The following is a 22,347-nucleotide window of genomic DNA, read 5'->3' as shown; positions in this document are numbered from 1 at the left end:
GTTACTGGCCGCCCTTCTGGACGAAGCCGCGGACGAACTCCTCCGCGTTGCGCTCCAGCACGCCGTCGATCTCGTCCAGCAGGTCGTCCACCGCCTGGACCTGCTCCTGGGCCGCGGCGGAGGGACCGGCGGGAACGGGAGTCTCCGTCTCCTCCTGGGTGGTGCCCTGGGCGGGCTGGGCTTTGAACTGTTCCTGGGCCATGGCGTCCTCCTGCTCTCTTGCGGGCGGGCCATGCGGCCCTCCCGCCTCTATCTTGTCACTGTCTCGGCCCTGCGGCGCCCCTTGTCAGCCACGAAATGTCAGGACCTGACCTGATCCACGAACTCGGCGATCCCCAGCCCCGCCTCGAACAGCGGACCCACCAGCGCACGGGTCCCGCGCAGCGGCTCCAGCGTCTGCACGCGCTCCAGCCCGGCCCGCCCGGGGACGCTGAAGATCACCGCGTCCCAGCTGGCCCCCACGACGTCATCCGGGAAGTCGGTCAGGCACCGCCCGCGGAAGTAGGCGCGGGTGTCCTCCGGCGGGGCGGCCACAGCCGCCGCGACCGACTCCGCCGGCAGCAGCGTCTCCACCATCCCGCGCGCGGCCAGCCGGTGGAAGAGACCCTTCTCCGGGCGGATGTCGGCCCACTGCAGGTCCATCAGGGCGATCCGCGGGTCGTCCCAGTCCAACCCGTGCCGGTCGCGGTACTGCTCCATCAGCCGGTACTTGGCCACCCAGTCCACCGTGGACGCGGCAGCGAAAACGTCGGCGCGCAGCGTGTCGATGGTGCGCTGCCAGCGCTCCAGCACGTCCCGGGTCTGGGCGTCGTCGGCTCCCGTGCGGGCGCAGTGGCTCCGGGCCGCGGACAGGTAGGCCTCCTGGATGTCCAGGGCGGTCATCCGCCGCCCGTCGGCCAGTTCGACGGCGGTGCGCAGCGTCGGATCGTGGCTGACCTGCCGCAGCGCCGACACCGGGTGGCGCAGCGCCAGCGCGGGCGCCTCCCCCGCCTCGATCAGGGACAGCACCAGGGCGGTGGTCCCCACGCGCAGGTAGGTGGACACCTGGCCGAGGTTGGCGTCGCCGATGATCACGTGCAGGCGCCGGTACTTGTCCCACACCGCGTGCGGTTCGTCGCGGGTGTTCACCATCGGGCGCCGGATGGTGGTCTCCAGGCCCACCTCGGCCTCGAAGAAGTCGGCGCGCTGGCTCACCTGGAAACCCGACCCGCGCCCGGCGGAACCCACCCCCACGCGCCCGGACGCGCAGGTGACCTGCCGGGTGGCGAAGAACGGCAGCAGCCCGGCCACGATCGCATCGAAGCTGGTGCTGCGCGGCATCAGGTAGTTCTCGTGGGCGCCGTAGCTGACGCCCTTGTTGTCCGTGTTGTTCTTGTACAGCAGCACCTCCGCGAACCCGGGGGTCTGCGCGATGCGCCGGGCCGCGGCCAGCACCACCAGGTCCCCGGCCTGGTCCCAGCGGACCACGTCGAGCGGATTGGTGGTTTCCGGGGAGGAATACTCGGGGTGGGCGTGGTCCACGTACAGGCGCGCCCCGTTGCCGAGCACCATGTTCATCAGCACGTGCCCGGAGGCCTCCCGCTCCGAGTACAGCGTCGCCCCTGCCCGCGCGTCCCCGCCGGCCAGCGCGATCTCCTCCGCGGTCAGTTCCTCCGGCGCGTCCGTGAGCTGGCTGGGGTCCGCGGCCGAGCGCGGCACCGTCCAGCCGCGGGCGTCGTCGAGCGGGTGCTCGTCGGCGTAGTCCCACCGCGTCCCGGCCAGGTGGCCGTAACCCTGCCGCACGGTCGCGGCGTAGGCGTTGACCACCTGAGCCGAGAGCAGGGTCGAGTTCGCGCCGGGCTGGGACGGGGCCAGGACGCCGTACTCCGTCTCCAGCCCCATCACCCGGTGCACGCTCACAGGTACTGCCCCGTCGAGTAGGGACGCGGGTTCTCCGCCTCCAGGCTGCGCCCGGCGTCGGCACCGTCCTTGTCCTGCACGATCGTGCGGATGTAGGTGATCCGCTCTCCCTTCTTGCCGGAAATGCGCGCCCAGTCGTCGGGATTGGTGGTGTTGGGCATGTCCTCGTGCTCGCGGAACTCCTCGGCCACCGCCTCCAGCAGGTGCTCCATGCGCAGGCCGCGCTCGCCGGAGAGCAGGAACTGCTTGATCGCCGACTTCTTGGCCCGGTCCACGACGTTGCGGATCACGGCGCCGGAGTTGAAGTCCTTGAAGTAGAGCACTTCGGTCTCGCCGTTGGCGTAGGTGACCTCCAGGAACTCGTTTTCCTTGCCGGTGGCGTACATCGATTCCACGGTGCGGCGGATCATGTCATGGACGGTGGCCGCGGCGTCGCCGCCGTGCTCGGCCAGGTCGGCCGCGTGCAGCGGCAGGTCGGTGGTCAGGTACTTGGCGAAGATCTCCGCGGCCCCTTCCGCGTCGGGGCGCCTGACCTTGATCTTCACGTCCAGGCGGCCCGGGCGCAGGATCGCCGGGTCGATCATGTCCTCGCGGTTGGACGCGCCGATCACGATCACGTTGTCCAGCTGCTCCACGCCGTCGATCTCGGACAGCAGCTGCGGCACGATCGTGGTCTCCACGTCGGAGGAGACGCCCGTGCCGCGGGTGCGGAACAGCGAGTCCATCTCATCGAAGAACACCACCACCGGGTTGCCGCCGGTGGCCTTTTCGCGGGCGCGGGCGAAGATCAGCCGGATGTGGCGTTCGGTTTCGCCGACGTACTTGTCCAGCAGCTCCGGGCCCTTGATGTTCAGGAAGTAGCTGCGCGCGGTCGGGGTCCCGCGCAGTTCCGCGGTGCGTTCGGCCAGCGAGTGGGCCACCGCCTTGGCGATGAGCGTCTTGCCGCACCCCGGAGGGCCGTAGAGCAGGATGCCCTTGGGCGCCTTGAGGCCGTGTTCGCGGTACAGGTCCGCGTGCAGGAACGGCAGTTCCACGGCGTCGCGGATCTGTTCGATCTGCGGCCCCAGGCCGCCGATGTCGGTGTAGGCGATGTCCGGGATCTCCTCCAGGACCAGGGACTGCATGTCGCTGAGGTGGACCCGCTCGATCGCCAACCCGGACTTCGGCTCGATGGCCAGGGAGTCCCCGACGCGCACCGTCTCGCGCAGCAGCGCCCCGCCCAGCTTGACCACCTTCTGGTCGTCGGCCCGGCCCACGGCCAGCACGCGGCCGTCGTCCAGGACCTCCTTGACGGCCACCAGTTCGCCGGCCCGCTCGAAGCCGAGGATCGCCACGATCGTGAGGGACTCGTTCAGCAGCACCTCCTGGCCCGGCTCCAGGGCGTCGAAGTTCAGCAGCGGGCTGACCGCCACGCGCAGCTTGCGCCCGCCCTGGATGATGTCCGCGCTCTGCACCGCCGCGGCGGCGATCGACCGGCCGGCCTCGGCCTGGGCCCGCGGGTTCAGCGCCACCACGGTGCCGAAGCTGAACGGGGTTTCCCCGTCCTTCTCCAGGGCGCCCTTGAGGGTGATGATCTCCTCGCGGGTGCGCTCGAGGATCCCCACCAGCCGGCCGTTGTTCTGCGCGGCCGTGGCCAGCTGCCGGTCCAGGGTCCGGGCCTTGTCCCGCAGCACCGCGACCTGGCGTTCCGCGGCGCCGAGCCGGTTTTCCAGTTGTGATTCGCGTTCGGTCGGCCTGGGGGTTCCTTCCGGAACGCCTGCGCCGCCCGCTCCCTGCTCCGTCGGCATGTCCCTGTCCCTTCGTCGCTCACCGCCCCGGCCGGACGGTCTTCGTTCCATCCTAGTCAGCGGGGCGGCGGGACCAACCCCTCTGGGCGAGAGGTTGGTCCCGAAACGGCGCGACGGCGGCCGGTCCCGTTCCGGGGAACGGAACCGGCCGGCGTCGTGGCCGGTGCCCGGACTGCCGCCGCCTGCCGGGCATGCGCGGCCCGAAGGTCCGCGGGCCCGGGCGGCTTCCGCGCCGGCAGGGGTCACGGGCGCTCGCAGCGCGGAAAAGCCGGGCGGGGCTAGTCCAGGCCGGGCTCCTGGCTGGCCCCGTGGCCGTCCTGGTCCTCCGCCTCGTCCGCGGCCTGCGGCCCTTCCCCGGCGGTGTCCCTGAAGGCCCCGCGCTGGGCGGTGGAGGCGGCGTCCTTGGCGGCGCGGCGCAGCTTGCGGTCGGAAACCCCGCGTTCGCCCAGGCCCGCGGCGTCCCAGCTCTCCTGGTCGTGGCCCTGGGTCCAGGCGTCCAGGTCCTCCTGCGCGAACTCGGTGTTCTTCACCCGCTTCTGCCCGGGGATGCCGACGGCGCCGTCGGCCAGGCGGCGGCAGGTCATCAGGAAGCCGGTGTGCGCGACCATCCGGTGGTCCGGGCGCACGGCCAGGCCGTCCAGGTGCCAGCCGCGGACCATGGACTCCCACGCCTCGGGCTCGGTGAAGCGCCCGTCGGCGCGGATCGCCTCGGCGGTGCGGGAGAGCTGGGTGACGGTGGCCACGTAGTTGACCCACACCCCGCCCGGTGCCAGCACGGTCGCCACGGCGTCCACGCACTCCCACGGGGCCAGCATGTCCAGCACCACGCGGTCCACGGAGCCGGGCTCCTCCTTCTTGAGGACCTCCTCCTGGAAGTCGCCGATGCTGATCTGCCAGGCCGGGTGCGCTCCGCCGAAGATGGTTTCCACGTTGCCGCGGGCGATGTCCGCGAACTCCTCGCGACGCTCGTAGCTGTGCAGGTAGCCGTGATCGCCCACGGCGCGCAGCAGCGAGATGGACAGGGCGCCGGAGCCGACGCCGGCCTCGACCACGCGGGCGCCGGGGTAGATGTCGCCCATGGTGACGATCTGCGCGGCGTCCTTGGGGTAGACGACGGCGGCGCCGCGCGGCATGGAGAGCACGAAGTCCCTCAGCAGCGGGCGCAGCGCCTGGTAGCGGTGGCCGGTGGTGTTCTCCACCACCACGCCCTCGGACTGCCCGATGAGGATGTCGTGCGCCAGCACGCCCTTGTGGGTGTGGAAGGACCCGCCGGGGGTGAGGGTGATCGTGTTGATGCGGCGCTTCTGGTCGGTGAGCTGGACCCGTTCGCCGGCGCGGAACGGCCCGCGGCGGACGTCGGCCCCGTGCGGGGAGGAGGGGTTCGGGCTCTGTGTCATGCTGTGGCTCATTCCGGTCGGTGGTTCTGCGAAAGATCGGGACTGTGAAGGATCGGGTCTGCGCGCCGCGGGGGCGTCAGCGGCGTTTGGTGACGGCGTTGACGACCGTCCCCTGGAAGAGCAGCCCCACGACGGTCCCGCCGTCGAGGACCGCGTACTCGCTGCCGGCGATTCGGGCCAGGCGGTCGATCAGTTCCTTGCCGACTTCGTCCACGGACACCACGGCGTCCGGGGCCAGGGCGCGTGCGACGGTGCTGGCGGGCGTGGTGGCACGCAGGTGGGCGGGCACGGCGGCCAGCGAGCCGGCGTCGACCACGGCCTCGGGGATGCCGGCGGCGGAGACCAGCAGCACGTGGCCGGGCGGGCGGCGCATCAGGTGCCGGTCGATGTCCGCGACGCGGGCGTCGGTGGGGATGCCGGAGGCCGGCTGCATCAGCTCGCGCACGGCCACGTGCGGCACGCGCAGGCGCAGGCGGGCGTTCGCGATCGAGGCGCTGGCGCCGGACCACAGGAAGCCGGCGATCAGCACGGCCACCACGATCAGCTGCAGGTTCGGTTCCTCGCCGCGCAGCGCGGGCACCAGCAGGAAGTACACGGCGATGCCGACCGCGATGACCCTGCCGGTCCAGCCGGCGGCGAGGGTGCCGCGCTCCTGGGAGCCGGTGCCCCGCCACACCGCGGATTCGACCAGGCGGCCGCCGTCCAGCGGCAGGCCCGGGAGCACGTTGAACAGCGCGACCAGGAAGTTGGCCCAGACCAGGATGCCCAGGAGCAGTCCGGTGACTCCGGCGGGCTCCCAGATGCGGTCAGCGGCGTAGCCGAGTCCGGCGAGGATGAAGTTCGCCGCCGGTCCGGCCATGGCGACCATCAGCGACCGGCCCGGGGTGGCGTTGAAGCTGCCGAACTGGGTGTGTCCGCCCCACAGGGTCAGCACGATCCGGGCGCCGGGCCAGCCGAAGGCCTTGGCGCTGACCGCGTGGGCGAGTTCGTGGACCAGGACGGAGAGGGCGAGCAGGACGGCGTAGGCCAGCGCCACCAGGTAGGCGGCGAGGGTGCCGATGCCGGGCAGGGCGGCGGCGACGTCCGGGGAGAAGACGACGACGATGAATACCGCGACGACGAACCAGGACCAGGCCAGCGAGACGGGGACGCCGAGGATGCTGCCCAGCGGGATGCCCTCGCGGCGTTCTCCCGCCGGTCCTGCGGCAGGGCCTTCGGCCGGGCCTTGTCCGGCGCTCACGGCTTGGCCCCGGCCACCGGTGAGCGGTGGCGCACGAAGGCGTCCAGGTGCGGGGCGCCCACCCCGGCCAGGGTGTCCCACAGTTCCCAGCCCGCCGCGGGCGGGACGTGGCCGCGGTGCGGGACGGCGATGGTCGCCGCGCCGCTGGCGGCGGCGGAGGTGGCCCCGGGCAGGGAGTCCTCGAGCGCGACGACGCGGTGCGGGGCGAGCGATTCGATGCTCTCCTGCAGCGTGGACAGCGCCATCAGGTAGGGTTCGGGGTCCGGCTTGCCCACGGACACCATGTCCCCGGTGACCAGGAAGCGGAAGGTGCCCGAGGGCAGCCCGGCCGCGACCAGCCCGGCCAGCGGACCCTCGGACATGGTCACCATGGCGCAGGGAACGCCGTGGCGGTCCAGGTCGGCCAGCAGTTCGCGGGCGCCGGGACGCCAGGGCACCTCGCGTTCGACCCCGCGCAGGACCTCCGCGATGAGCGCGTCGATGATCTCCCGCACCCCGAGCCGGACGCCGGCGTCCTGCAGCATGCGGGCACTGGTCGGCAGGGCCTGCCCCACAAGGCGCAGGCCGTCCTCCTCGGTCCAGCGGCCGCCGTGTTCCTCGACGAGGGCTTGTTCGGCGGCGATCCAGTACGGTTCGGTGTCCACCAGGGTTCCGTCCATGTCCCAGAGGACGGCCTGCAGCCCCTCCACGGCATCGAAGGCGTTCGCGGGCGGCAGGGAGGAAGGCATAGGGCAATTCTACGGGGGCCGGGACCAGCCATCGGCCCACTATGGCGCTAGGGTGGCAACGTGGCAGAGGAAAACAAGGAACGCAATTCGCTGACCGGGATCGCCGCCGGGGCCGCCGCGGACGCCGAGGGGGTCCGTCCGACCATCATGGTGGCGGCCTTCGAGGGCTGGAACGACGCCGGCGAAGCCGCCAGCGGTGCCGTGCGGATGCTGGCCAAGGCCTGGGGTGCGCGCAAGGTGGGCCGGCTGAGCGAGGACGACTACTACGACTACCAGTTCTCCCGGCCCACGGTTCGGCGCACGCCGACCGGGCGCAGCTCCATCAGCTGGCCCTCGGCGCGGCTCTCGCGTGCCCAGGTCCCGGGCACCGGCGTCGACGTGCTGCTGGTGCGTGGGGTCGAACCGACCTACCGCTGGAAGGCGTTCACGGCCGAACTGCTGGCCCGGGCCGCCGGGGAAAACGTGGTGGCCGTGCTGCTGGTGGGGGCGCTGCTGGTCGACGTCCCGCACACCCGTCCGCTTCCGGCCACGCTGACCAGCGACAATGAGCGGCTGCGCAAGGACCTGGGCGCCGAGGCCGCCACCTACGAGGGACCCACCGGGATCCTGGGGGTGCTGGCCGAGGCCGCCACGACCGCCGGCCTGCCCACCGCCTCCATCTGGGGCGCGGTCCCCCACTACGTGGCCCAGCCGCCCTCGCCCAAGGCGATGCTGGCGATCGTCAAGCGCCTCGAAGAGGTCCTGAACATGCACCTGGACGTGCACGAACTCACCGAGGACGCCGACGCGTGGGAACGCGGCGTCAACGAACTCGCCGCCGAGGACCCGGAGGTCGCCTCCTACGTGCACCAACTGGAGGAGGCCCAGGACGCGGCCGAACTGCCCGAGGCCAGCGGGGAATCGATCGCCCGCGAATTCGAGCGCTACCTCAAGCGCCGCAACCGGCACGAGCGGGGCCCCGGAGACCCGTAGGCCCCCGGGGCCGGACCGCCCCCAATCAGTCCACCTAGACCAGCCGCAGGCCCAGCAGCGCGTCGGTGGCCGCCGCGACCAGCTGCGCGCCGGAACCGGCCGCGTCCCCGGAGGGCGTGGTGGCGGCCCAGGCGTCCAGCGCCGCCAGGGCGCCGGGGGCGTCGAGGTCGTCGGCGAGGCGCTCGCGCAGGGAAGCCACCAGTTCCGTGCCCTCGTCCAGGGTCGCGGTGGCGAGGCGGGCGCGCCAGGCGGCCAGCCGGCGTCGTGCCTGCTCCAGGAGGTCGTCGGTCCAGAACCAGTCGGTGCGGTAGTGCTGGCCCAGCAGGACGGCGCGCACCGCCATCGGGTCCTCGCCGGCGTGGCGCAGCCGGGAGACCAGGACCAGGTTGCCGCGGGACTTGCTCATCTTTTCCCCGTCCAGGCCCACCATGCCGGTGTGCATGAAGTGCTCGGCGAGGCGGTGCCCGTCGCAGGCCGCGGCGTGGCCGGCGGAGAACTCGTGGTGCGGGAAGATCAGGTCCGATCCCCCGCCCTGGACGGTGAACGGGGCGGGCAGGAAGCGGCGGGCGATCACGGAGCACTCGATGTGCCAGCCGGGACGCCCGTTGCCGAGGGAATCGCCGTCCCAGCGGGGTTCGCCGTCGCGGGCGACGCGCCACAGCAGCGGATCCAGCGCGTCGCGCTTGCCGGGCCGTTCCGGGTCCCCGCCGCGCTCGGCGAAGAAGCCGAGCATGGCGTCGCGGTCGTAGCCGCTCACCTCGCCCAGGGCCCAGGCCTTGGAGGCTGCCGCGGCCGCGTCGAAGTAGACGTCCCCGTCCGGTTCCGCGGCCTCCCCCGGCCCGCCGGGCCGGCCCGGCACGCGGTAGGCGAGATCGCGGGCCAGCAGGTCCTCCACGACCGGCACGATCCACTCGATCGATTCGACGGCGCCCACGTAGAAGGTCGGCGGGACGACGTTCAGCGCCGTCATGTCCGCCCGGAAGAGGTCCGTCTGCTCGGCGGCCAGGGCCCGCCAGTCCACCCCGGTGGCGTGGGCGCGCTCCAGGAGCGGATCGTCGATGTCGGTCACGTTCTGCACGTAGGTGACCTCCAGCCCCGCGTCCAGCCACTGCCGGTGCAGCAGGTCGAACGCCACGTACGTCGCCGCGTGCCCCATGTGCGTGGCGTCATAGGGGGTGATCCCGCAGACGTAGAGGCCGGCGGACCCTTCCGCGGCCGGCACCGCCGTGCCGCGCAGGGCGGAGTCGTGGATCCGCAGCGCCGGAGGGGCGCCGTCAAGGGTCGGGACACGGGGGGCGGACCAGGCGTGCATGGGGTCCTTTCATTGCGGGGGCGAAAACCGGGAAGGGAAGGGTGCGGGCCGTGCCGGCGGGCGCCGGCGCTAGGCCTGGATGACTCCGAAGCCGAGCAGCAGGTACAGGGCCAGGCCCAGCAGGACCCGGTACCAGACAAACAGGCGGTAGCCGTTGTTGGAGACGTACTTCAGGAACCAGCCCACGATCACGTAGCCCACCACGAACGCGATGGCCGTGGCCAGGGCCGTCTCGGGGAGGCTGTAGGGGCCGGGCTCGCCGAAGCTCTTGGCCAGCTGGTACAGCCCGGAGCCGAAGACCGCCGGGATGGCCAGCAGGAAGGAGTAGCGGGCCGCGGCCTCGCGGGTGAAGCCCATGAACAGGCCCGCGGTGATGGTGCCGCCGGAACGGGAGACGCCGGGGATCAGCGCCAGCGCCTGGGCAAAGCCGAAGATGATGCCACGCTTGGCGTCCAGCCCGGACAGGTCGCGCTGCTGGCGCCCGTACACGTCGGCCACGGCCAGCACCAGGCCAAAGACGATCAGCGTGGTGGCCACCAGCCACAGGCTGCGGAACACGCCCTCGATCTGTTCCTGGAACAGCAGGCCCAGCACCACGATCGGCAGCGAGCCCAGGATGATGTACCAGCCCATCCGCGCATCCGGGTCCTTGCGCTCGACCTTGCCGGTCAGCGAGCCGAACCAGCGCGAGACGATGCGCACGATGTCGCGCCAGAAGAACACCAGCACCGCGGTCTCGGTTCCGAGCTGCGTGATGGCGGTGAAGGCCGCCCCGGGATCGGCCGCGTTGGGCAGGAGTTCCCCCACGATGCGCAGGTGTGCGCTGGAGGAAATCGGGAGGAACTCGGTCAGGCCCTGTATCAGGCCAAGGAAAGCAGCTTCGAACCAATTCACACGTGAGAGACTACTTCACCCCGAGACCCGATCAGTTGTCGTCGACCTCCACGAGCCCCAGCGCGGGCCTGCGCGCGGCCTCCACGCCGCCGTCCCCCGGCACCCCGTCCACCCCGGCGTCGGAACCGTCCCCGTCCTCGAGGTCGTCCTCCAACTCCTCCTCGCTGTCCTCGTACAGCTCCAGCGGGGTCACCTCGCCGTACGCCTCGTAGAGGGCGTCCTCGTACTCCTCGAACGCATCGGCAATGGCGAAGAACGCCGCCTCCACGGAGGGGTCCTGCGCGCCGCGGCGCGAGGCCACGGCGGACAGATGCTCCTCCAGCGAGGACACCAGAGCCTGTAGGGCAACACGCGGATCTGTGCTCATGGGCTAGACGTTACCCGCAGGAAGCGGACAATGGACAGGACATGATGGAAAAAGCATTCACCGCATCCGAGCACTACCGCGACCCGTCCCGGCCCTTCGAGTACCTGGTACTGACCGTCCGGCCCGACCAGAGCCTCGCGGAAGCCCGGCGCGCGCTAGCCGAGCACGCCGAATACGGCAAGTGGGAGCTGCACCGCAGCCGCATGTACATCGGCGGCATGCGCCGCTACTGGCTGCGGCGGCGCGTGATGCGCGTCGAAAGCACCATCCCCGGGCAGTACACCTAACTCCTAGCCCTGCGGCGCCCCCAGCAGCCAGTTGGCGACCGTGGAGTGCGCCGACTCGGCGTCGGAGGGGTGGTAGAGGCTCGCCAGCACGTCGCGGTAGAGCCGCTCCAGCTCGCTGCCGCGGGAGTACTGGCTGCCGCCGGAAACCTGCAGGGCCAGCTGAACGGTGCGGCGGGCGGTGTCCCCCGCGTGCGTGCGCAGCGCTACCAGGCGCGGGAACCAGGACGGCCCGTGGTCGACGCGCTCATCCAGGTCCCGCGCGGTCAGGCGCAGCTGCGGATCCAGGCCCAGCACCGCAAGGCCGGCCTCGGCCACCTGCCAGCGGATGTCCGGGTCCTGCGCGTAGGACCGGCCCGCCGCCTTCAGCGAGGAGCGCCCGGCCGGCAGCGCGGCCGCGAGCTCCATGCCGCGCTCGGCCAGCCCCACGTACACCGACGCGGTCAGGGTCAGGAACGCGGCGAAGATGCCGAACACCAACGGATCCGCATTCGGCCCCACCGGCAACGAACTGTGGATCCGCTCCGCCGGGACCGGTGCGCCCTCCAGCCGGGTGCTGTGCGACTGGGTCGCGCGCATGCCCAGGGTGTCCCAGTCCCCCCGGGACTCGACGCCGCCGTCGCCGCGATCCAGGAACCCGTGGACGAGCCGCGGCCCACCTTCCTCCTCCGACTTTCCGAACACGCCCAACTTCGTCCACACCGGCGACAGCGAGGTGAAGATCTTGGTTCCGGTGAAGCGGTAGCCGCCGTCGGGCTGGCGTTCGGCACGGGTCGTCGAATCGAAGAGCACCTGGTCGTTGCCGGCCTCGGAGACGCCGAACGCCATCACCTCCCCCGCACCCACCCAGTCGAAGACCCGATCCAGCCGGTGGTCCCCGCGCGCGGCCAGCAGCCGCGCGACGCCGGTCCAGACCAGGTGCATGTTCACGGCCAGCGCCGTGGCCGGTGCGTGCGCGGCCAGCAGGCGTTGGGCCGCCGTCATCCGTTCCATGCCCCAATCCAGGCCCCCGCGGTCCGCCGGGAGCATGGCCTTGAGGTATCCGGCCGCCCGCAGGTCCTCGAAATCCTCCGCGCAGAAGGCGTTCGCGGCGTCGTAGCCGGCCGCGCGCGAGCGGAAGCGTCCAAGCAGGTCGGGGGTGAGGATGTCGGTGGTGTCCACGGGTGTCTCCTGGAGGGGGCTGGGGTGCGAAGGAACGACGCCGGAAGGGCGCCGGAAGAACCCGGAGCCGTCAGTAGGTGGTGAGCAGGCGGTGCAGCACGCGGGTGCCGAACTTCAGCGAATCGGCGGGCACCCGCTCGTCCACCCCATGGAACATGCCGGTGAAATCCAGGTCCGCCGGCAGGCGCAGCGGGGCGAAGCCGTAGCCGGTGATCCCCAGCCGGGCCAGGGACTTGTTGTCCGTGCCCCCGGACAGCATGTACGGCAGCACCACCGCCTCCGGATCCTCGGCCTTGAGGCTGCCCACCATCGAATCGACCAGGTTCCCCGCGAACGGCACCTCCAGGGAGATGTCGCTGTGGTTGAACGTGATGTCGATGCCCGGCCCCGCCAGCCGGCGCACCGCATCCAGCACCAACTCGTCCTGCCCCGGCAGGGTGCGGCAGTCGATCGCCGCCTCCGCTCCACCGGGGATGACGTTGTGCTTGTACCCGGCCCTCAGCACGGTCGGGTTCGAGGTGTTCTGCAGCGTCGCCCCCACGAACCGCGCCACGGTCCCCAATTCCTCCAACAGCCGGGACGGGTCGTCGGGCGTGAACTCGATGCCGGTTAGTTCGGAGACGCCCTCCAGGAACGCGCGCGTGGTGTCCGTGTACTCCAGCGGCCACCGGTGCGCGCCGATGCGCGACACCGCGCCGGCCAGCCGCGTGACGGCGTTCTCGTCATTGATCTGGGAGCCGTGCCCCGCCCGCCCCCCGGCCTTCAGGTCCAGCCACGCAATGCCCTTCTCGGCCGTCTGCAGCAGGTAGGCGCGACGGCCGCCGATGGTGGCGGAGAACCCGCCCACTTCGCTGATCGCCTCGGTGGCGCCGGCAAAGGCCTCCGGGTGCTTCTCCACCATCCACCGCGCCCCGTACTCGCCCCCGGCCTCCTCGTCCGCGAAGAACGCGAACACCAGGTCCCGCCGCGGACGCGTCCCGTCCCGGCGCATCTGGCGCAGGACGGACAGGATCATCGCATCCATGTCCTTCATGTCCACCGCGCCCCGGCCCCAGATCATGCCCTCGCGCACCTCCGCGGCGAACGGATCCACGCTCCAGTCCTCCTTGGCCGCCGGCACCACGTCCAGGTGTCCATGGACCACCAGCGCAGGCAGTGACGGATCGCTGCCCTCCATGCGCGCCACCACGGTCGTGCGCCCCGGCGCCGACTCATACAGCGCCGGTTCCAGGCCGACCTCCGCCAGGAGTTCCGCAACGTACTCGGCCGCCGCGCGCTCGCCGGGGCCCTGGTTGCCGCCGTAGTTGGAGGTGTCGAAGCGGATCAGGTTGCGGCAGATCTCCACGACCTCGTCGGCCGCCGGGCTCCCGGCCTGGGGTCCCGGGGGCGCGGGGTTTGGCTCCGCGTGCCGGGGCTGGGGAGTGTCGGGCCGAGGGTGGGTCATGGTGTGCCGCCTTCCGTTCCGGGTTTTGACTCCAGCCTAGTCAGCCGCCCGGAACGGGCGGAACGGCGCACCGGGGCCCGATTTTGTGTCTGCGCGCAAAGGGTGTTAGAGTCTTTCTCGCCGCGATCGCCGGAGACGAAGTTCCTTGCGGAACTCGGAACGGGGTTCGCCGACACCTGCGCGGGTGGCGGAATAGGCAGACGCGCTAGCTTGAGGTGCTAGTCCACGTATAGTGGGTGGGGGTTCAAGTCCCCCTCCGCGCACAGCGAAGACCCCGGCCGGGAAACCAGGCCGGGGTCTTTTTGCGTTGGCCGCATAATCCGTATTGGCCTCCTTCTGCCCGGGCCTTCTCGTCGGATCCCCTTTGGCTGGGGCCCTTTCGTACGGGATCCGGTCATGTCGGGCCTTGTCCCAAGGCCCTTTTCCGTTCGCGGGGCACCTTGTGAATTTGCTGGAATCCCGAACCACTTTCCTTCCCTCCGTGGACCCCGCCGCGATTCGCGGTTAGCGTGGGCCGTGACATGCGCCACTTGGGCCCGTTCGCGGATGCGCCGCCAGGTCTTCCGCCCGGGCCTTGGCCGTGGTGCGTGTTTTGGCAGGGGGAGCCAAAGACCAGGGGGAAAGCATGAATCGCAGCACTCGACCGCAGGAATCTGTCCGCCACTCCGCGCACCGGGAGGCCGGCCATCCGGACGCCGCGCCCCGGAAGCCCGGGCAGCGGGCGCCGGGACCCGGGTCGCCGTCCAAGGCGACGACGTCGAACCCGGCAACGTCTAACTCGGCGGCCACGGGCGGCGCAACGGAGCACCGCCACTCCGCTCAGCACTCCACCAAACATTCGACGAAGCACCGCATGGACGCCGCCTTGGGGCCGGTTGGGCTCCCGGGCCGGCCGATGGCCGCGCTGGGAATGCTGCTGGCGGCCGGGTCGATCGCGTTCACCGGTTCCGCCCCGTTGGGCGCCCGCGCCATGGAACCGGCCGGGACGGCCGCGGCATCCGCGCCAGGCGCCGTCGTGGTTCCCGCCGTGTCCGCCGCGGGATGGATCCCGGCCGGGGAGGGCCTGGCCAGGGCCCCGCAGGCGGCGACCGCGGGAGCGAACGGCGGCGTGGCCGCGCGCGGGGACAGCGTGACGGCTGCCGGGGCCAAGGCAGCCGTGGACAGCGCCGCCGTTGACCAGGCCCTGCTCATCGGTGCCCCGGCGGCCTTGCCGGGGCATCTGCTCCTGCAGCACCCCGTCGCGTCGGTGACGATCACCAGCCGCTTCGGTTGGCGGTTCAACCCGACCGGGGCCGGTTCCCAGCTGCACATCGGGCAGGACTACGCCATGGCCTGCGGTTCCCCGGTGCGGGCCGCGGAGGACGGCACGGTGGTCCAGTCGGAGTGGGCGGGACACTCCGGCCAGCGGGTGGCGATCGAGCACGGCAACGGCGTTCGCACCGCCTACAGCCACAATTCCCTGCTGCTGGCCCGGGTGGGGGAAGAGGTCAAGCGCGGCGACCTGATCGCGCTGTCCGGAACCACCGGAAATTCGACCGGCTGCCACGTCCACTTCGAGGTGTACCTGAACGGGAAGTGGGTGGATCCTGCCCTCTACCTGCCGCGTCTTCCGGGGCAGCCCGCCCCGCTGACGCCGCGTGAGCAGCTGGCGGTGCGCGATTCCCTGGATGCCGGGTCCTCGCTGGCACGTCCCGCGGACGACTGGGCCAGCTCGGGCGCGTCCGGGGTGGTGGCGGCGGCCACCGCGAAGGCGAAGGCCGGCAATTCCAGTTCGGGCCAGTCCAGTGCGGGCAAGTCCAGTTCGGGCAAGTCCAGTTCGGCGAAGTCCACCACGGGAAAGTCCACCTCAGCGAAGGCCAAGGCCAAAGCGGCGAAGAAGAAGAGCGCAGCGAAGCCCGCCAAGGCGGCCAAGCCTTCGAAGGCCGCCAAGCCCTCGACGCCGTCCGGCGCGGCAGGCGCCCAGGACCCGGTCGTTGAGAAGCCGCAGGCGAATGTCCCCGCCGCGCCGGCTCCGAATCCGGCCCCTGCGCCGGTCCCCGTTCCGTCCCCCAGCCCGGCCCCCGCGCCAACCGTGCCGCCGGCGGAGCCCGTCGTCGTCGGCGGGGACACCCCCGCGGCGCCGGAGCCCGTCCAGCCGGAACCGCCGGCCCCCGCGGAGGACACGGGTTCCGTCGAGGCGCCGGCCGCGCCCGCGGCCGAGCCGGACGGCGGAGCCGCCGCTTGTCCGGACACCGCCGGGACGGCAGCCGGCGAACCCTGCGTGGCAGAGAACCCGGCGGCCCTGGAGCCGATCAAGGAGTAGGCCGGCGCGGGTTCCGCACGGGCAAGGCCGCCAAAAGTGGCGGCCTTGCCCGTGCGGGGGATAACCTCGTGGGGAAACTCCGCCGGTCCCCGACCGGCCCGCAGCAAGGATGCCCATGACCCCCTTCTCCCGCCCCGGGCTTCGCGTGGCCATGCTCTCGCTGCATACCTCGCCGCTCGCCCAGCCGGGATCGGGCGATGCCGGCGGGTTGAACGTCTACGTCCGCCAGTTGGCCCTGGCGCTGGCGGCGGAGGGCACCGAGGTGGACATCTTCACCCGCGGGGCGGCCGGACACGTGCGCATCGCCGCCGGGGTCACCGTGCACCATGTCCCGGCCGGACCGGCCGGACCGGTCCCGAAGGAACGCATCCCCGGACTGGTCCCCGAACTGGTGGACGGCATCGACGCGGTACGCGGGACCGCGCGGTACGACCTCATCCACAGCCACTACTGGATGTCCGGCTTGGCGGGGCTGCGGCTGGCCGAGCGCTGGGGCGTCCCGCTGGTCCACACCATGCACACCATGGGCAAGGTCAAGAAGCACCACCAGGCCGACGCCAACGAACCCGACAACCGGTTGCGGGCGGAGGCGCGACTGGTGGCCTCCGCCTCCCGGCTCACCGCCAACACCCCGGCGGAGATCACCGAACTTCGGGAGCACTACGGCGCGGATCCGGCGCGCGTGGACATCGTTCCCCCGGGCGTCGACCTCTCCGTCTTCCGCCCCTCCCGCGGCCGGGCCGACTGGCCGTGCGGCGAGGCCGACGGCGCCTTGCGGCGGCACCTGCGGGTGCTGTTTGCCGGGCGGATCCAGAAGCTCAAGGGCCCGCACATCCTGGTGCGGGCGCTGGGTGTGCTGGCCCGGACCCGTCCGGATCTGGACGTGCGGCTGACCATCATCGGCGCGCTGAGCGGGACGCCGGAGCTGAACCTGCACCGGCTCGAGTCCGAGGAGGGCATCGCCGGTCGGATACGTCACCTGGATCCGCTGCCGCCCGCCGAGCTGGCCGCCTGGTTCCGGGCCGCCGACGTCGTCGCGGTGCCCTCCTACAGCGAATCCTTCGGGCTGGTGGCGATGGAGGCGCAGGCCTGCGGAACCCCCGTGGCGGCCCACGACGTCGGCGGGCTGCGCCACACGGTGGTGCACGGGCGCACCGGGGTGCTGGTGCCCGACCTGAACCCCGAGAGTTGGGCCGCGGCGCTGGCCCGCCTGGCCGATGCCCCGCTGACCACCGCGCAGCTGGGAAGCGGGGCCGCCGAGTTCGCCGCCGGTTTCAGCTGGGCGCGGACCGCGGAGGCGGCGTCGGCGTCGTACGCGCACGCCCTGGGGCGGGTCGCGCTGCCGCTGTAGCCGGCTAGTCCTCCTGCTGGTAGACGTCGGGGATGCCGTCCCGGTCGGTGTCCACCCGCTCCTCGGCCTCGATCTTCCGGTAGCGCCGGTTGCGGCCGGTCAGCACCAGGGAGGCCAGCAGGGCGGCCATCACGGAGGCGGCCAGGATCGCGACCTTGGCGTGGTCGTTGTGCGGCGTGCCGATGCCGAAGGCGAGTTCGGAAACCAGCAGCGAGACGGTGAAGCCGATGCCGGCCAGCAGGCCCATGCCGAGCAGGTCCACCCATTTGAGCGTGGGGTCCAGCCGGGCGCGGGTGAACCGCGCCGTGAGCCAGGTGGTGGCCAGGATCCCGACGGGCTTGCCGAGCACCAGGCCCGCGGCGATGCCCAGCGCCACCGGGTCGGCCGCCACGGCGGCCAGGCCCCCGATGCCGCCGATCGCCACGCCGGCGGAGAAGAAGGCGAACAGCGGCACCGCAACCCCCGCGGAGAAGGGGCGGAACCGGTGCTCGAAGACCTCCGCGAGCCCGGGACCGGCCTCCGGCTCGCCGTTGGCCTTGCCGTGCAGGACCGGGATGGTGAAGCCCAGCACGACGCCGGCGATGGTGGCGTGGATCCCGGAGGCGTGCAGCAAGGCCCAGGCCACGACGCCGATGGGCAGCAGGATCAACCAGGCGGCGGCCGGATTGAGGTGGAAGTAGCGCCGGTACCGCTGGGCCAGGAAGGCGTAGACGGCCACCGGCACAAGGAACAGCAGCAGCGGGACCACGTGGATCTCGCTGGTGTAGAAGATGGCGATGATGGTGATGGCGATCAGGTCGTCCACGACGGCCAGGGTGAGCAGGAACAGGCGCAGGGCGGTGGGCAGGTGCGAGCCAATGACGGCCAGCACGGCGACGGCGAACGCGATGTCCGTGGCGGTCGGCACGGCCCAGCCGCGCACGGCCTCCGCGTTGCCCCAGTTGACGGCGGCGAAGATGAGGGCCGGGACAAGGACACCGCCGGCGGCCGCCGCGACCGGGACCGCCGCCTTGCTGGGCTGGCGCAGGTCCCCGGCGACGAATTCGCGCTTGAGTTCCAGGCCCACCAGGAAGAAGAACACGGCCAGGAGCCCGTCCGCGGCCCAGGCGCCGAGGCTCAGTTCCAGGTGCCAGGGCGCGTAGCCGACCTTCAGGTCCCGCAGGGCGAAGTAGCTCTCCGCCGCCGGGGAATTGGCCCAGACCAGGGCGATCGCCGCCGCGGCGACCAGCAGCGCGCCACCGACGGTTTCCTTGCGGAGGATCTCGCCGATGCGCAGGGCCTCGGCGTAGCTGCCGTGTCCGATCAGCGGACGGGAGGGACGGCTCTTAGGTGCGGTCATGGGATTCCTTTGCGGGAGGGGTCGGCAACGAACGTGCCGACCAGACTTCCCGGCTCACCTGCCAACCACTTTACCGCCTATGCCCCGCTCCCTTCCTGAGGCCGGCCCCACCGGGCGTTAAACATTTCCGAAACATGGATGTCACCGGATTTTCACCTGCGAGCCGCGTCCGTAATCTTCCCGCAATCCCGCCAACAGGGTGCCGAAACACGGGATGGCCAATATTAAGGACAGATAACGCCGGGCCGCAGCGCCGGGCCAGGTACGGCGGATGTGACGGGAAGGGACGCAGGTGGAACTCACTGCGCAGGACGTGTGGATGATGGTCTCGGCGGCGCTGGTGCTGTTGATGACACCGGCGCTGGGACTGTTCTACGGCGGCATGACCCGGGCGAAGGCCATCCTCAACATGATGATGATGAGCTTCAGCGCGGCAGGCATCGTCGGCGTCGTCTGGGTGCTCTGGGGCTACTCCGTGTCCGTGGCCGGCGACGCCGGCGGCCTGTTCGGGAGCCCCTTCGCCCACTTCGGCCTGCAGGACCTGATCGGGACCCCCGAGCTGATCAAGGCCGGGTTCAGCGCAACGTTCGCGATGATCACCGTGGCCCTGATCAGCGGCGCCATCGCCGACCGCGCCAAGTTCAGCGCCTGGGCAGCCTTCGTTCCGGCCTGGGTCACCCTGGTCTACGCGCCGCTGGCGTTCATGGTCTGGGGCGGCGGCCTGCTCGGCCCGGACGGGGCCCTGGGCTCCGTGTTCGGCCCGGTGATCGATTTCGCCGGCGGCACGGTCGTGGAGATCAGTTCCGGCACCGCCGCGCTGGTCCTGGCCCTGGTCCTCGGCCCGCGCCAAGGCTTCGGCCAGGATCCGGCCCACCGCCCGCACAACATCCCCTTCGTCATGATCGGTGCGGGCCTGCTGTGGTTCGGCTGGTTCGGCTTCAACGCCGGAGCGGCCACAACGGCCGAACAGGCCGGACTGATTTGGATCAACACCCTCGCCGCGCCGGCGGCGGCCCTGCTGGGCTGGGTCGCCACGGAAAAGGTCCGCGACGGCCACCCCACCTCCCTGGGCGCGGCCTCCGGCGTCGTGGCGGGCCTGGTCGCGATCACCCCGTCCTGCGCCAACGTCAGCCCCCTCGCGGCGGTGGGCCTCGGCCTGGTCGCCGGCGTCGTGTGCGCCCTGGCCGTCGGGCTGAAGTACCGGTTCGGCTTCGACGATTCGCTCGACGTGGTGGGCGTCCACCTGGTTGCCGGCATCGTCGGCACCCTGGCGCTGGGTTTCATCGCGCTGCCGCTCGACGGCGCCGGCGGGCTCCTCTACGGCGGCGGGCTCGGGCAGCTCATGGCCCAACTGGTGGCGGTCCTGGTCGCCGTCCTGCTCTCCGGCCTGGTCACGCTGGTCATCGGGCTGGCCATCCACGCGACCATCGGCTTCCGGATCAGCCACGAGGACGAAATCGCAGGCGTCGACGTCACCGAACATGCCGAGACCGCCTACGAGTTCGCCCTGGACGGGCTGGGCGGCAGTGAACGGGTCCGCCACTAGGGTCAGCGCCATTCAGTCCGTCCAGGACCCGTCCGGCCGCAGGGCGTCGACGCGGCCGGCGAAGTGCCGCCGCCCGGACGCCGCGTTCCAGCCCTCGAAGGCCAGGGCGCCGTCCCGCGGGTGCAGGGCGACCTCGACCGTGCCCGGCAGGAACACAGGCGCCTCGAAGGAGATGCTCCAGCGGTAGGCGCGGTCGTTGGGCGCGGCATTGGCAAGGACCCGCCCGGCGAGGTACATCCCGTGGGCGATGTGCCGTTTCAGGCCCAGCGCCTTCGCCGGCAGGGCCCCGAGGTGGATGGGGTTGTAGTCCCCCAGCACCGCCGCATAGGCCCTGCCCGTGTCCGCTCCCAGCCGCCACCGCGCGGTGGGCACCGGCGGGACGTAGGCCGGCCGCTTCCCCGGCTCGGGCGCGGACCCTCCTTCCCGGACCCCCTGCCCGATGCCCTTGGCAAGGTAGGTGGAGACGCCGCGCCAGGCCGTCTCGCCGCCGGCGGAAACCTCGACCACCATGTCCAGCTGCGTTCCGGCCCGGTGGGGGCGCAGGTTTTCCGCCCAGGCGGCGATCTCCAGCTCCTCCGCCGTCCCGAGGGGCCGCCGGTGCTCCACCACGTTGTCCAGGTGCACCATGCCCAGCAGGGGCAGGGGAAAGTCGGCGCGGACCATGAGGTCCATCGCCACCGGGAAGGCCATGCCGTGGACGAACACGCTGGGCAGCGTGTCCCTGACGGTGTCCCCCACCAGCCGCTGGTAGGCCACCAGGCGTTCGGGGTCGGCCGCCACCCCGCGCACCACGTGGCGGACCGCGGGCAGCCGCAGCGCCTCCTGCGCGGCGCCCCGGTCCGGGGTCCCGGCGGCCTGCCGACCCAGCCGCCCGGCAGCCAGTCGTCCCAGCGCGGTCGCGTAGAGGGAAGCGAGTCCGGGGACGGATCCGAGCACGACGTCCGTGCGCTCCGGCCGTCCGGCAGCCTGTTCGTTTGGCGCGCTCATGCGCCCACCAGGCTTTGTCCGCACACCCGCAGCGTCTGCCCGTTGATGCCGGCGGCCGCGTCCCAGGCCAGGAAGCCGACGGCCTCGGCCACGTCCACCGGCAGGCCCCCTTGCATCAGCGAGGGCATCAGCAGGCGTGCGACGCTGCGGGTCGCCAGCGGGACCGCTGCCGTCATGTCCGTCTCGATGAATCCCGGCGCCACGGCGTTGATGCCGCCGCCCCGGGCAGCGAACGCCGCGGCGCTCGCCCCCACCATGCCGATCACGCCGGCCTTGGAGGCGGCGTAGTTGGTCTGTCCGCGGTTGCCGGCGATGCCGCTGGTGGAGGCCAGGGAAACGATGCGCAGCCCCTCCAGTCCGGCGTCGAGGAAGGCGCCGTTCATGCGCAGCTGGGATTCGAGGTTGACGGCGAGCACGGAATTCCAGCGGGACTCGTCCATGTTGGCCAGCAGCTTGTCGCGGGTGATGCCGGCGTTGTGCACCATGATGTCGAGCCGTCCGTGGCGGTCCCGGGCGTGGGCGAGGACCGCTTGTCCGGCGTCGGGCCGCGTGACGTCCAGCTGCAGCGCGGTTCCGCCGACCTCGTTGGCCACGGCCGCCAGCGCCTCGCCCGCGGCGGGGACGTCGACCGCGACGACGGTGGCGCCGTCGCGGTGCAGGGTGCGGGCGATGGCCGCACCGATGCCCCGGGCGGCTCCGGTGACGACGGCGACCTTGCCCTCCAGTGGATGCTCCCAGTTCCGCGGCAGGGTGCCGGCGGTGGTGTCCACGCGCACGAACTGCCCGTCGACGTAGGCGCTGCGTCCCGAGAGCAGGAAACGCAGGGCCGCGACGGCGGAGGGAGCATAGGCGGTCAGCGTTTCGCCGCCGAGCACGATCCCGTTGGCGGTGGCGCCCCCGCGCAGTTCGCGGCCGAGGGAGCGCAGGAATCCTTCCGCGCCGCTCCGGGCCGCGGCGCGGGCGGGGTCGCCGGCGTCGTCCCCGGCACCGTGCAGGTAGGCGGCGATCCGGCCGCCCGGCGTCAGCCGGCGCACCGCCTCGGCGGTGGCCAGCGCGGGGGCGGAGAGGTCGGCGGGCGTCCGCAGCGCGTCCAGGGCGAGCACGATCGCCCCGATCCGTTCGGCATCGGCGGCGTGCCGGCGCACGTCCAGCCCCCACCCGAGCAGGATGTCCGCGGCGGCTCCGGCCGCGGGGCCCTCGCCGAGGATGAGCACGGGCCCGGGCACCAGCGGGTCCCCGGGCCGGTGCCGGCGCAGGATGGCCGGCCGCGGCAGTCCCAGCTTCCTGGCGATTTCCTTGGTCAGGCCGGAGTTGACGAGGGACAGGTAGGTATCCAT

19 protein-coding genes and 1 tRNA gene are annotated in these 22,347 nt (G+C 72.0%); 6 read left to right on the top strand and 14 right to left on the bottom strand.

Translation table 11 applies throughout. The annotated features are described in order from the left end of the window. Position 1: 1 nt before the first annotated feature. The 6 genes from ABD912_RS14460 to ABD912_RS14435 all read right to left on the bottom strand — a co-directional run bounded on the left by ABD912_RS14460 (position 2) and on the right by ABD912_RS14435 (position 7,051). Entirely contained in the window at positions 2-202 is a 201-nt protein-coding gene (locus ABD912_RS14460; protein ID WP_345151768.1) for a ubiquitin-like protein Pup, read from the bottom strand. A 98-nt stretch (positions 203-300) separates the two neighbouring features. After that, the gene (gene dop / locus ABD912_RS14455) at positions 301-1,881 is read right to left on the bottom strand and encodes a depupylase/deamidase Dop (RefSeq protein WP_345151992.1); all 1,581 of its coding nucleotides are present in this window, start codon (positions 1,879-1,881) and stop codon (positions 301-303) included. Positions 1,882-1,895: 14 nt separating this feature from the next. After that, a complete protein-coding gene (gene arc / locus ABD912_RS14450) occupies positions 1,896-3,686 on the bottom strand; it encodes a proteasome ATPase (RefSeq protein WP_425548073.1) in 1,791 nt (596 codons plus the stop codon). A 278-nt stretch (positions 3,687-3,964) separates the two neighbouring features. Continuing rightward, the gene (locus tag ABD912_RS14445) at positions 3,965-5,083 is read right to left on the bottom strand and encodes a tRNA (adenine-N1)-methyltransferase (RefSeq protein WP_345151766.1); all 1,119 of its coding nucleotides are present in this window, start codon (positions 5,081-5,083) and stop codon (positions 3,965-3,967) included. 76 nt (positions 5,084-5,159) lie between these two features. After that, positions 5,160-6,323, bottom strand: a complete 1,164-nt coding sequence (locus ABD912_RS14440) for a site-2 protease family protein (protein ID WP_345151764.1) — start codon at positions 6,321-6,323, stop codon at positions 5,160-5,162. After that, the gene (locus ABD912_RS14435; RefSeq protein WP_345151761.1) at positions 6,320-7,051 is read right to left on the bottom strand and encodes an HAD family hydrolase; all 732 of its coding nucleotides are present in this window, start codon (positions 7,049-7,051) and stop codon (positions 6,320-6,322) included. Before ABD912_RS14435 ends, ABD912_RS14440 begins: the two co-directional genes overlap by 4 nt. A gap of 90 nt (positions 7,052-7,141) precedes the next feature. Between ABD912_RS14435 and ABD912_RS14430 the strand changes: the two genes are divergently transcribed. Further along, positions 7,142-8,023, top strand: coding sequence for a PAC2 family protein (locus ABD912_RS14430; protein WP_345151990.1), 882 nt, complete (start codon positions 7,142-7,144; stop codon positions 8,021-8,023). A 34-nt stretch (positions 8,024-8,057) separates the two neighbouring features. On the opposite strand, the gene mshC is transcribed toward ABD912_RS14430, so the two are convergent. The 3 genes from mshC to ABD912_RS14415 form a co-directional block, all read right to left on the bottom strand. Then, positions 8,058-9,335: a cysteine--1-D-myo-inosityl 2-amino-2-deoxy-alpha-D-glucopyranoside ligase gene (gene mshC, locus ABD912_RS14425; RefSeq protein WP_345151758.1), complete on the bottom strand. Its 1,278-nt coding sequence runs from the start codon at positions 9,333-9,335 to the stop codon at positions 8,058-8,060. Positions 9,336-9,404: 69 nt separating this feature from the next. After that, positions 9,405-10,229 (bottom strand): undecaprenyl-diphosphate phosphatase, encoded by an 825-nt coding sequence (locus ABD912_RS14420; RefSeq protein ID WP_345151757.1) that lies wholly within the window; start codon positions 10,227-10,229, stop codon positions 9,405-9,407. A gap of 31 nt (positions 10,230-10,260) precedes the next feature. Then, positions 10,261-10,596: a hypothetical protein gene (locus tag ABD912_RS14415; RefSeq protein ID WP_345151754.1), complete on the bottom strand. Its 336-nt coding sequence runs from the start codon at positions 10,594-10,596 to the stop codon at positions 10,261-10,263. Positions 10,597-10,637: 41 nt separating this feature from the next. Between ABD912_RS14415 and ABD912_RS14410 the strand changes: the two genes are divergently transcribed. Beyond that, positions 10,638-10,883 carry a DUF5703 family protein gene (locus tag ABD912_RS14410; RefSeq protein ID WP_345151752.1) on the top strand — a complete coding sequence of 82 codons (246 nt, stop codon included), beginning with the start codon at positions 10,638-10,640 and terminating at the stop codon, positions 10,881-10,883. Between the two features lie 3 nt (positions 10,884-10,886). Here the strand turns inward: ABD912_RS14410 and ABD912_RS14405 are convergent, their stop codons facing one another. Both ABD912_RS14405 and ABD912_RS14400 read right to left on the bottom strand, forming a co-directional pair. Beyond that, positions 10,887-12,041, bottom strand: coding sequence for an acyl-CoA dehydrogenase family protein (locus ABD912_RS14405; RefSeq protein WP_345151751.1), 1,155 nt, complete (start codon positions 12,039-12,041; stop codon positions 10,887-10,889). A 70-nt stretch (positions 12,042-12,111) separates the two neighbouring features. Then, entirely contained in the window at positions 12,112-13,485 is a 1,374-nt protein-coding gene (locus ABD912_RS14400) for a M20/M25/M40 family metallo-hydrolase (protein WP_345151750.1), read from the bottom strand. A gap of 178 nt (positions 13,486-13,663) precedes the next feature. Between ABD912_RS14400 and ABD912_RS14395 the strand changes: the two genes are divergently transcribed. From ABD912_RS14395 to ABD912_RS14385, 3 genes are all read left to right on the top strand, one after another. Beyond that, positions 13,664-13,748, top strand: a tRNA-Leu gene (locus tag ABD912_RS14395). 590 nt (positions 13,749-14,338) lie between these two features. After that, positions 14,339-15,787, top strand: coding sequence for a M23 family metallopeptidase (locus ABD912_RS14390; protein WP_345151749.1), 1,449 nt, complete (start codon positions 14,339-14,341; stop codon positions 15,785-15,787). Between the two features lie 115 nt (positions 15,788-15,902). After that, positions 15,903-17,138, top strand: a complete 1,236-nt coding sequence (locus ABD912_RS14385) for a glycosyltransferase (RefSeq protein ID WP_345151748.1) — start codon at positions 15,903-15,905, stop codon at positions 17,136-17,138. A 4-nt stretch (positions 17,139-17,142) separates the two neighbouring features. Here the strand turns inward: ABD912_RS14385 and nhaA are convergent, their stop codons facing one another. Continuing rightward, a complete protein-coding gene (gene nhaA / locus ABD912_RS14380; RefSeq protein WP_345151747.1) occupies positions 17,143-18,477 on the bottom strand; it encodes a Na+/H+ antiporter NhaA in 1,335 nt (444 codons plus the stop codon). A 292-nt stretch (positions 18,478-18,769) separates the two neighbouring features. Between nhaA and ABD912_RS14375 the strand changes: the two genes are divergently transcribed. Then, a complete protein-coding gene (locus ABD912_RS14375) occupies positions 18,770-20,023 on the top strand; it encodes an ammonium transporter (protein ID WP_345151745.1) in 1,254 nt (417 codons plus the stop codon). Positions 20,024-20,035: 12 nt separating this feature from the next. On the opposite strand, the gene ABD912_RS14370 is transcribed toward ABD912_RS14375, so the two are convergent. Together ABD912_RS14370 and ABD912_RS14365 are read right to left on the bottom strand one after the other, a co-directional pair. Further along, on the bottom strand, positions 20,036-21,010 hold the full coding sequence (locus ABD912_RS14370) for a MaoC family dehydratase (protein WP_345151744.1): 975 nt from the start codon (positions 21,008-21,010) through the stop codon (positions 20,036-20,038). Beyond that, positions 21,007-22,347, bottom strand: coding sequence for a 3-oxoacyl-ACP reductase (locus tag ABD912_RS14365; protein WP_345151743.1), 1,341 nt, complete (start codon positions 22,345-22,347; stop codon positions 21,007-21,009). Before ABD912_RS14365 ends, ABD912_RS14370 begins: the two co-directional genes overlap by 4 nt.

This window comes from Arthrobacter ginkgonis (genome assembly GCF_039540195.1).
Classification (GTDB): Bacteria; Actinomycetota; Actinomycetes; order Actinomycetales; family Micrococcaceae; genus Zafaria; species Zafaria ginkgonis.
The sequence above is the reverse complement of the archived record's forward strand: the minus strand, read 5'-3'. Positions and strand labels throughout refer to the sequence as shown.

Bases quoted from the DNA above. Each gene is read 5' to 3' on its own strand.
- ABD912_RS14460 (WP_345151768.1), bottom strand. From the start codon at position 202: ATGGCCCAGGAACAGTTCAAAGCCCAGCCCGCCCAGGGCACCACCCAG.
- dop (WP_345151992.1), bottom strand. From the start codon at position 1,881: ATGGGGCTGGAGACGGAGTACGGCGTCCTGGCCCCGTCCCAGCCCGGC.
- arc (WP_425548073.1), bottom strand. From the start codon at position 3,686: ATGCCGACGGAGCAGGGAGCGGGCGGCGCAGGCGTTCCGGAAGGAACC.
- ABD912_RS14445 (WP_345151766.1), bottom strand. From the start codon at position 5,083: ATGACACAGAGCCCGAACCCCTCCTCCCCGCACGGGGCCGACGTCCGC.
- ABD912_RS14435 (WP_345151761.1), bottom strand. From the start codon at position 7,051: ATGCCTTCCTCCCTGCCGCCCGCGAACGCCTTCGATGCCGTGGAGGGG.
- mshC (WP_345151758.1), bottom strand. From the start codon at position 9,335: ATGCACGCCTGGTCCGCCCCCCGTGTCCCGACCCTTGACGGCGCCCCT.
- ABD912_RS14415 (WP_345151754.1), bottom strand. From the start codon at position 10,596: ATGAGCACAGATCCGCGTGTTGCCCTACAGGCTCTGGTGTCCTCGCTG.
- ABD912_RS14410 (WP_345151752.1), top strand. From the start codon at position 10,638: ATGATGGAAAAAGCATTCACCGCATCCGAGCACTACCGCGACCCGTCC.
- ABD912_RS14400 (WP_345151750.1), bottom strand. From the start codon at position 13,485: ATGACCCACCCTCGGCCCGACACTCCCCAGCCCCGGCACGCGGAGCCA.
- ABD912_RS14390 (WP_345151749.1), top strand. From the start codon at position 14,339: ATGGACGCCGCCTTGGGGCCGGTTGGGCTCCCGGGCCGGCCGATGGCC.
- ABD912_RS14385 (WP_345151748.1), top strand. From the start codon at position 15,903: ATGACCCCCTTCTCCCGCCCCGGGCTTCGCGTGGCCATGCTCTCGCTG.
- nhaA (WP_345151747.1), bottom strand. From the start codon at position 18,477: ATGACCGCACCTAAGAGCCGTCCCTCCCGTCCGCTGATCGGACACGGC.
- ABD912_RS14370 (WP_345151744.1), bottom strand. From the start codon at position 21,010: ATGAGCGCGCCAAACGAACAGGCTGCCGGACGGCCGGAGCGCACGGAC.
- ABD912_RS14365 (WP_345151743.1), bottom strand. From the start codon at position 22,347: ATGGATACCTACCTGTCCCTCGTCAACTCCGGCCTGACCAAGGAAATC.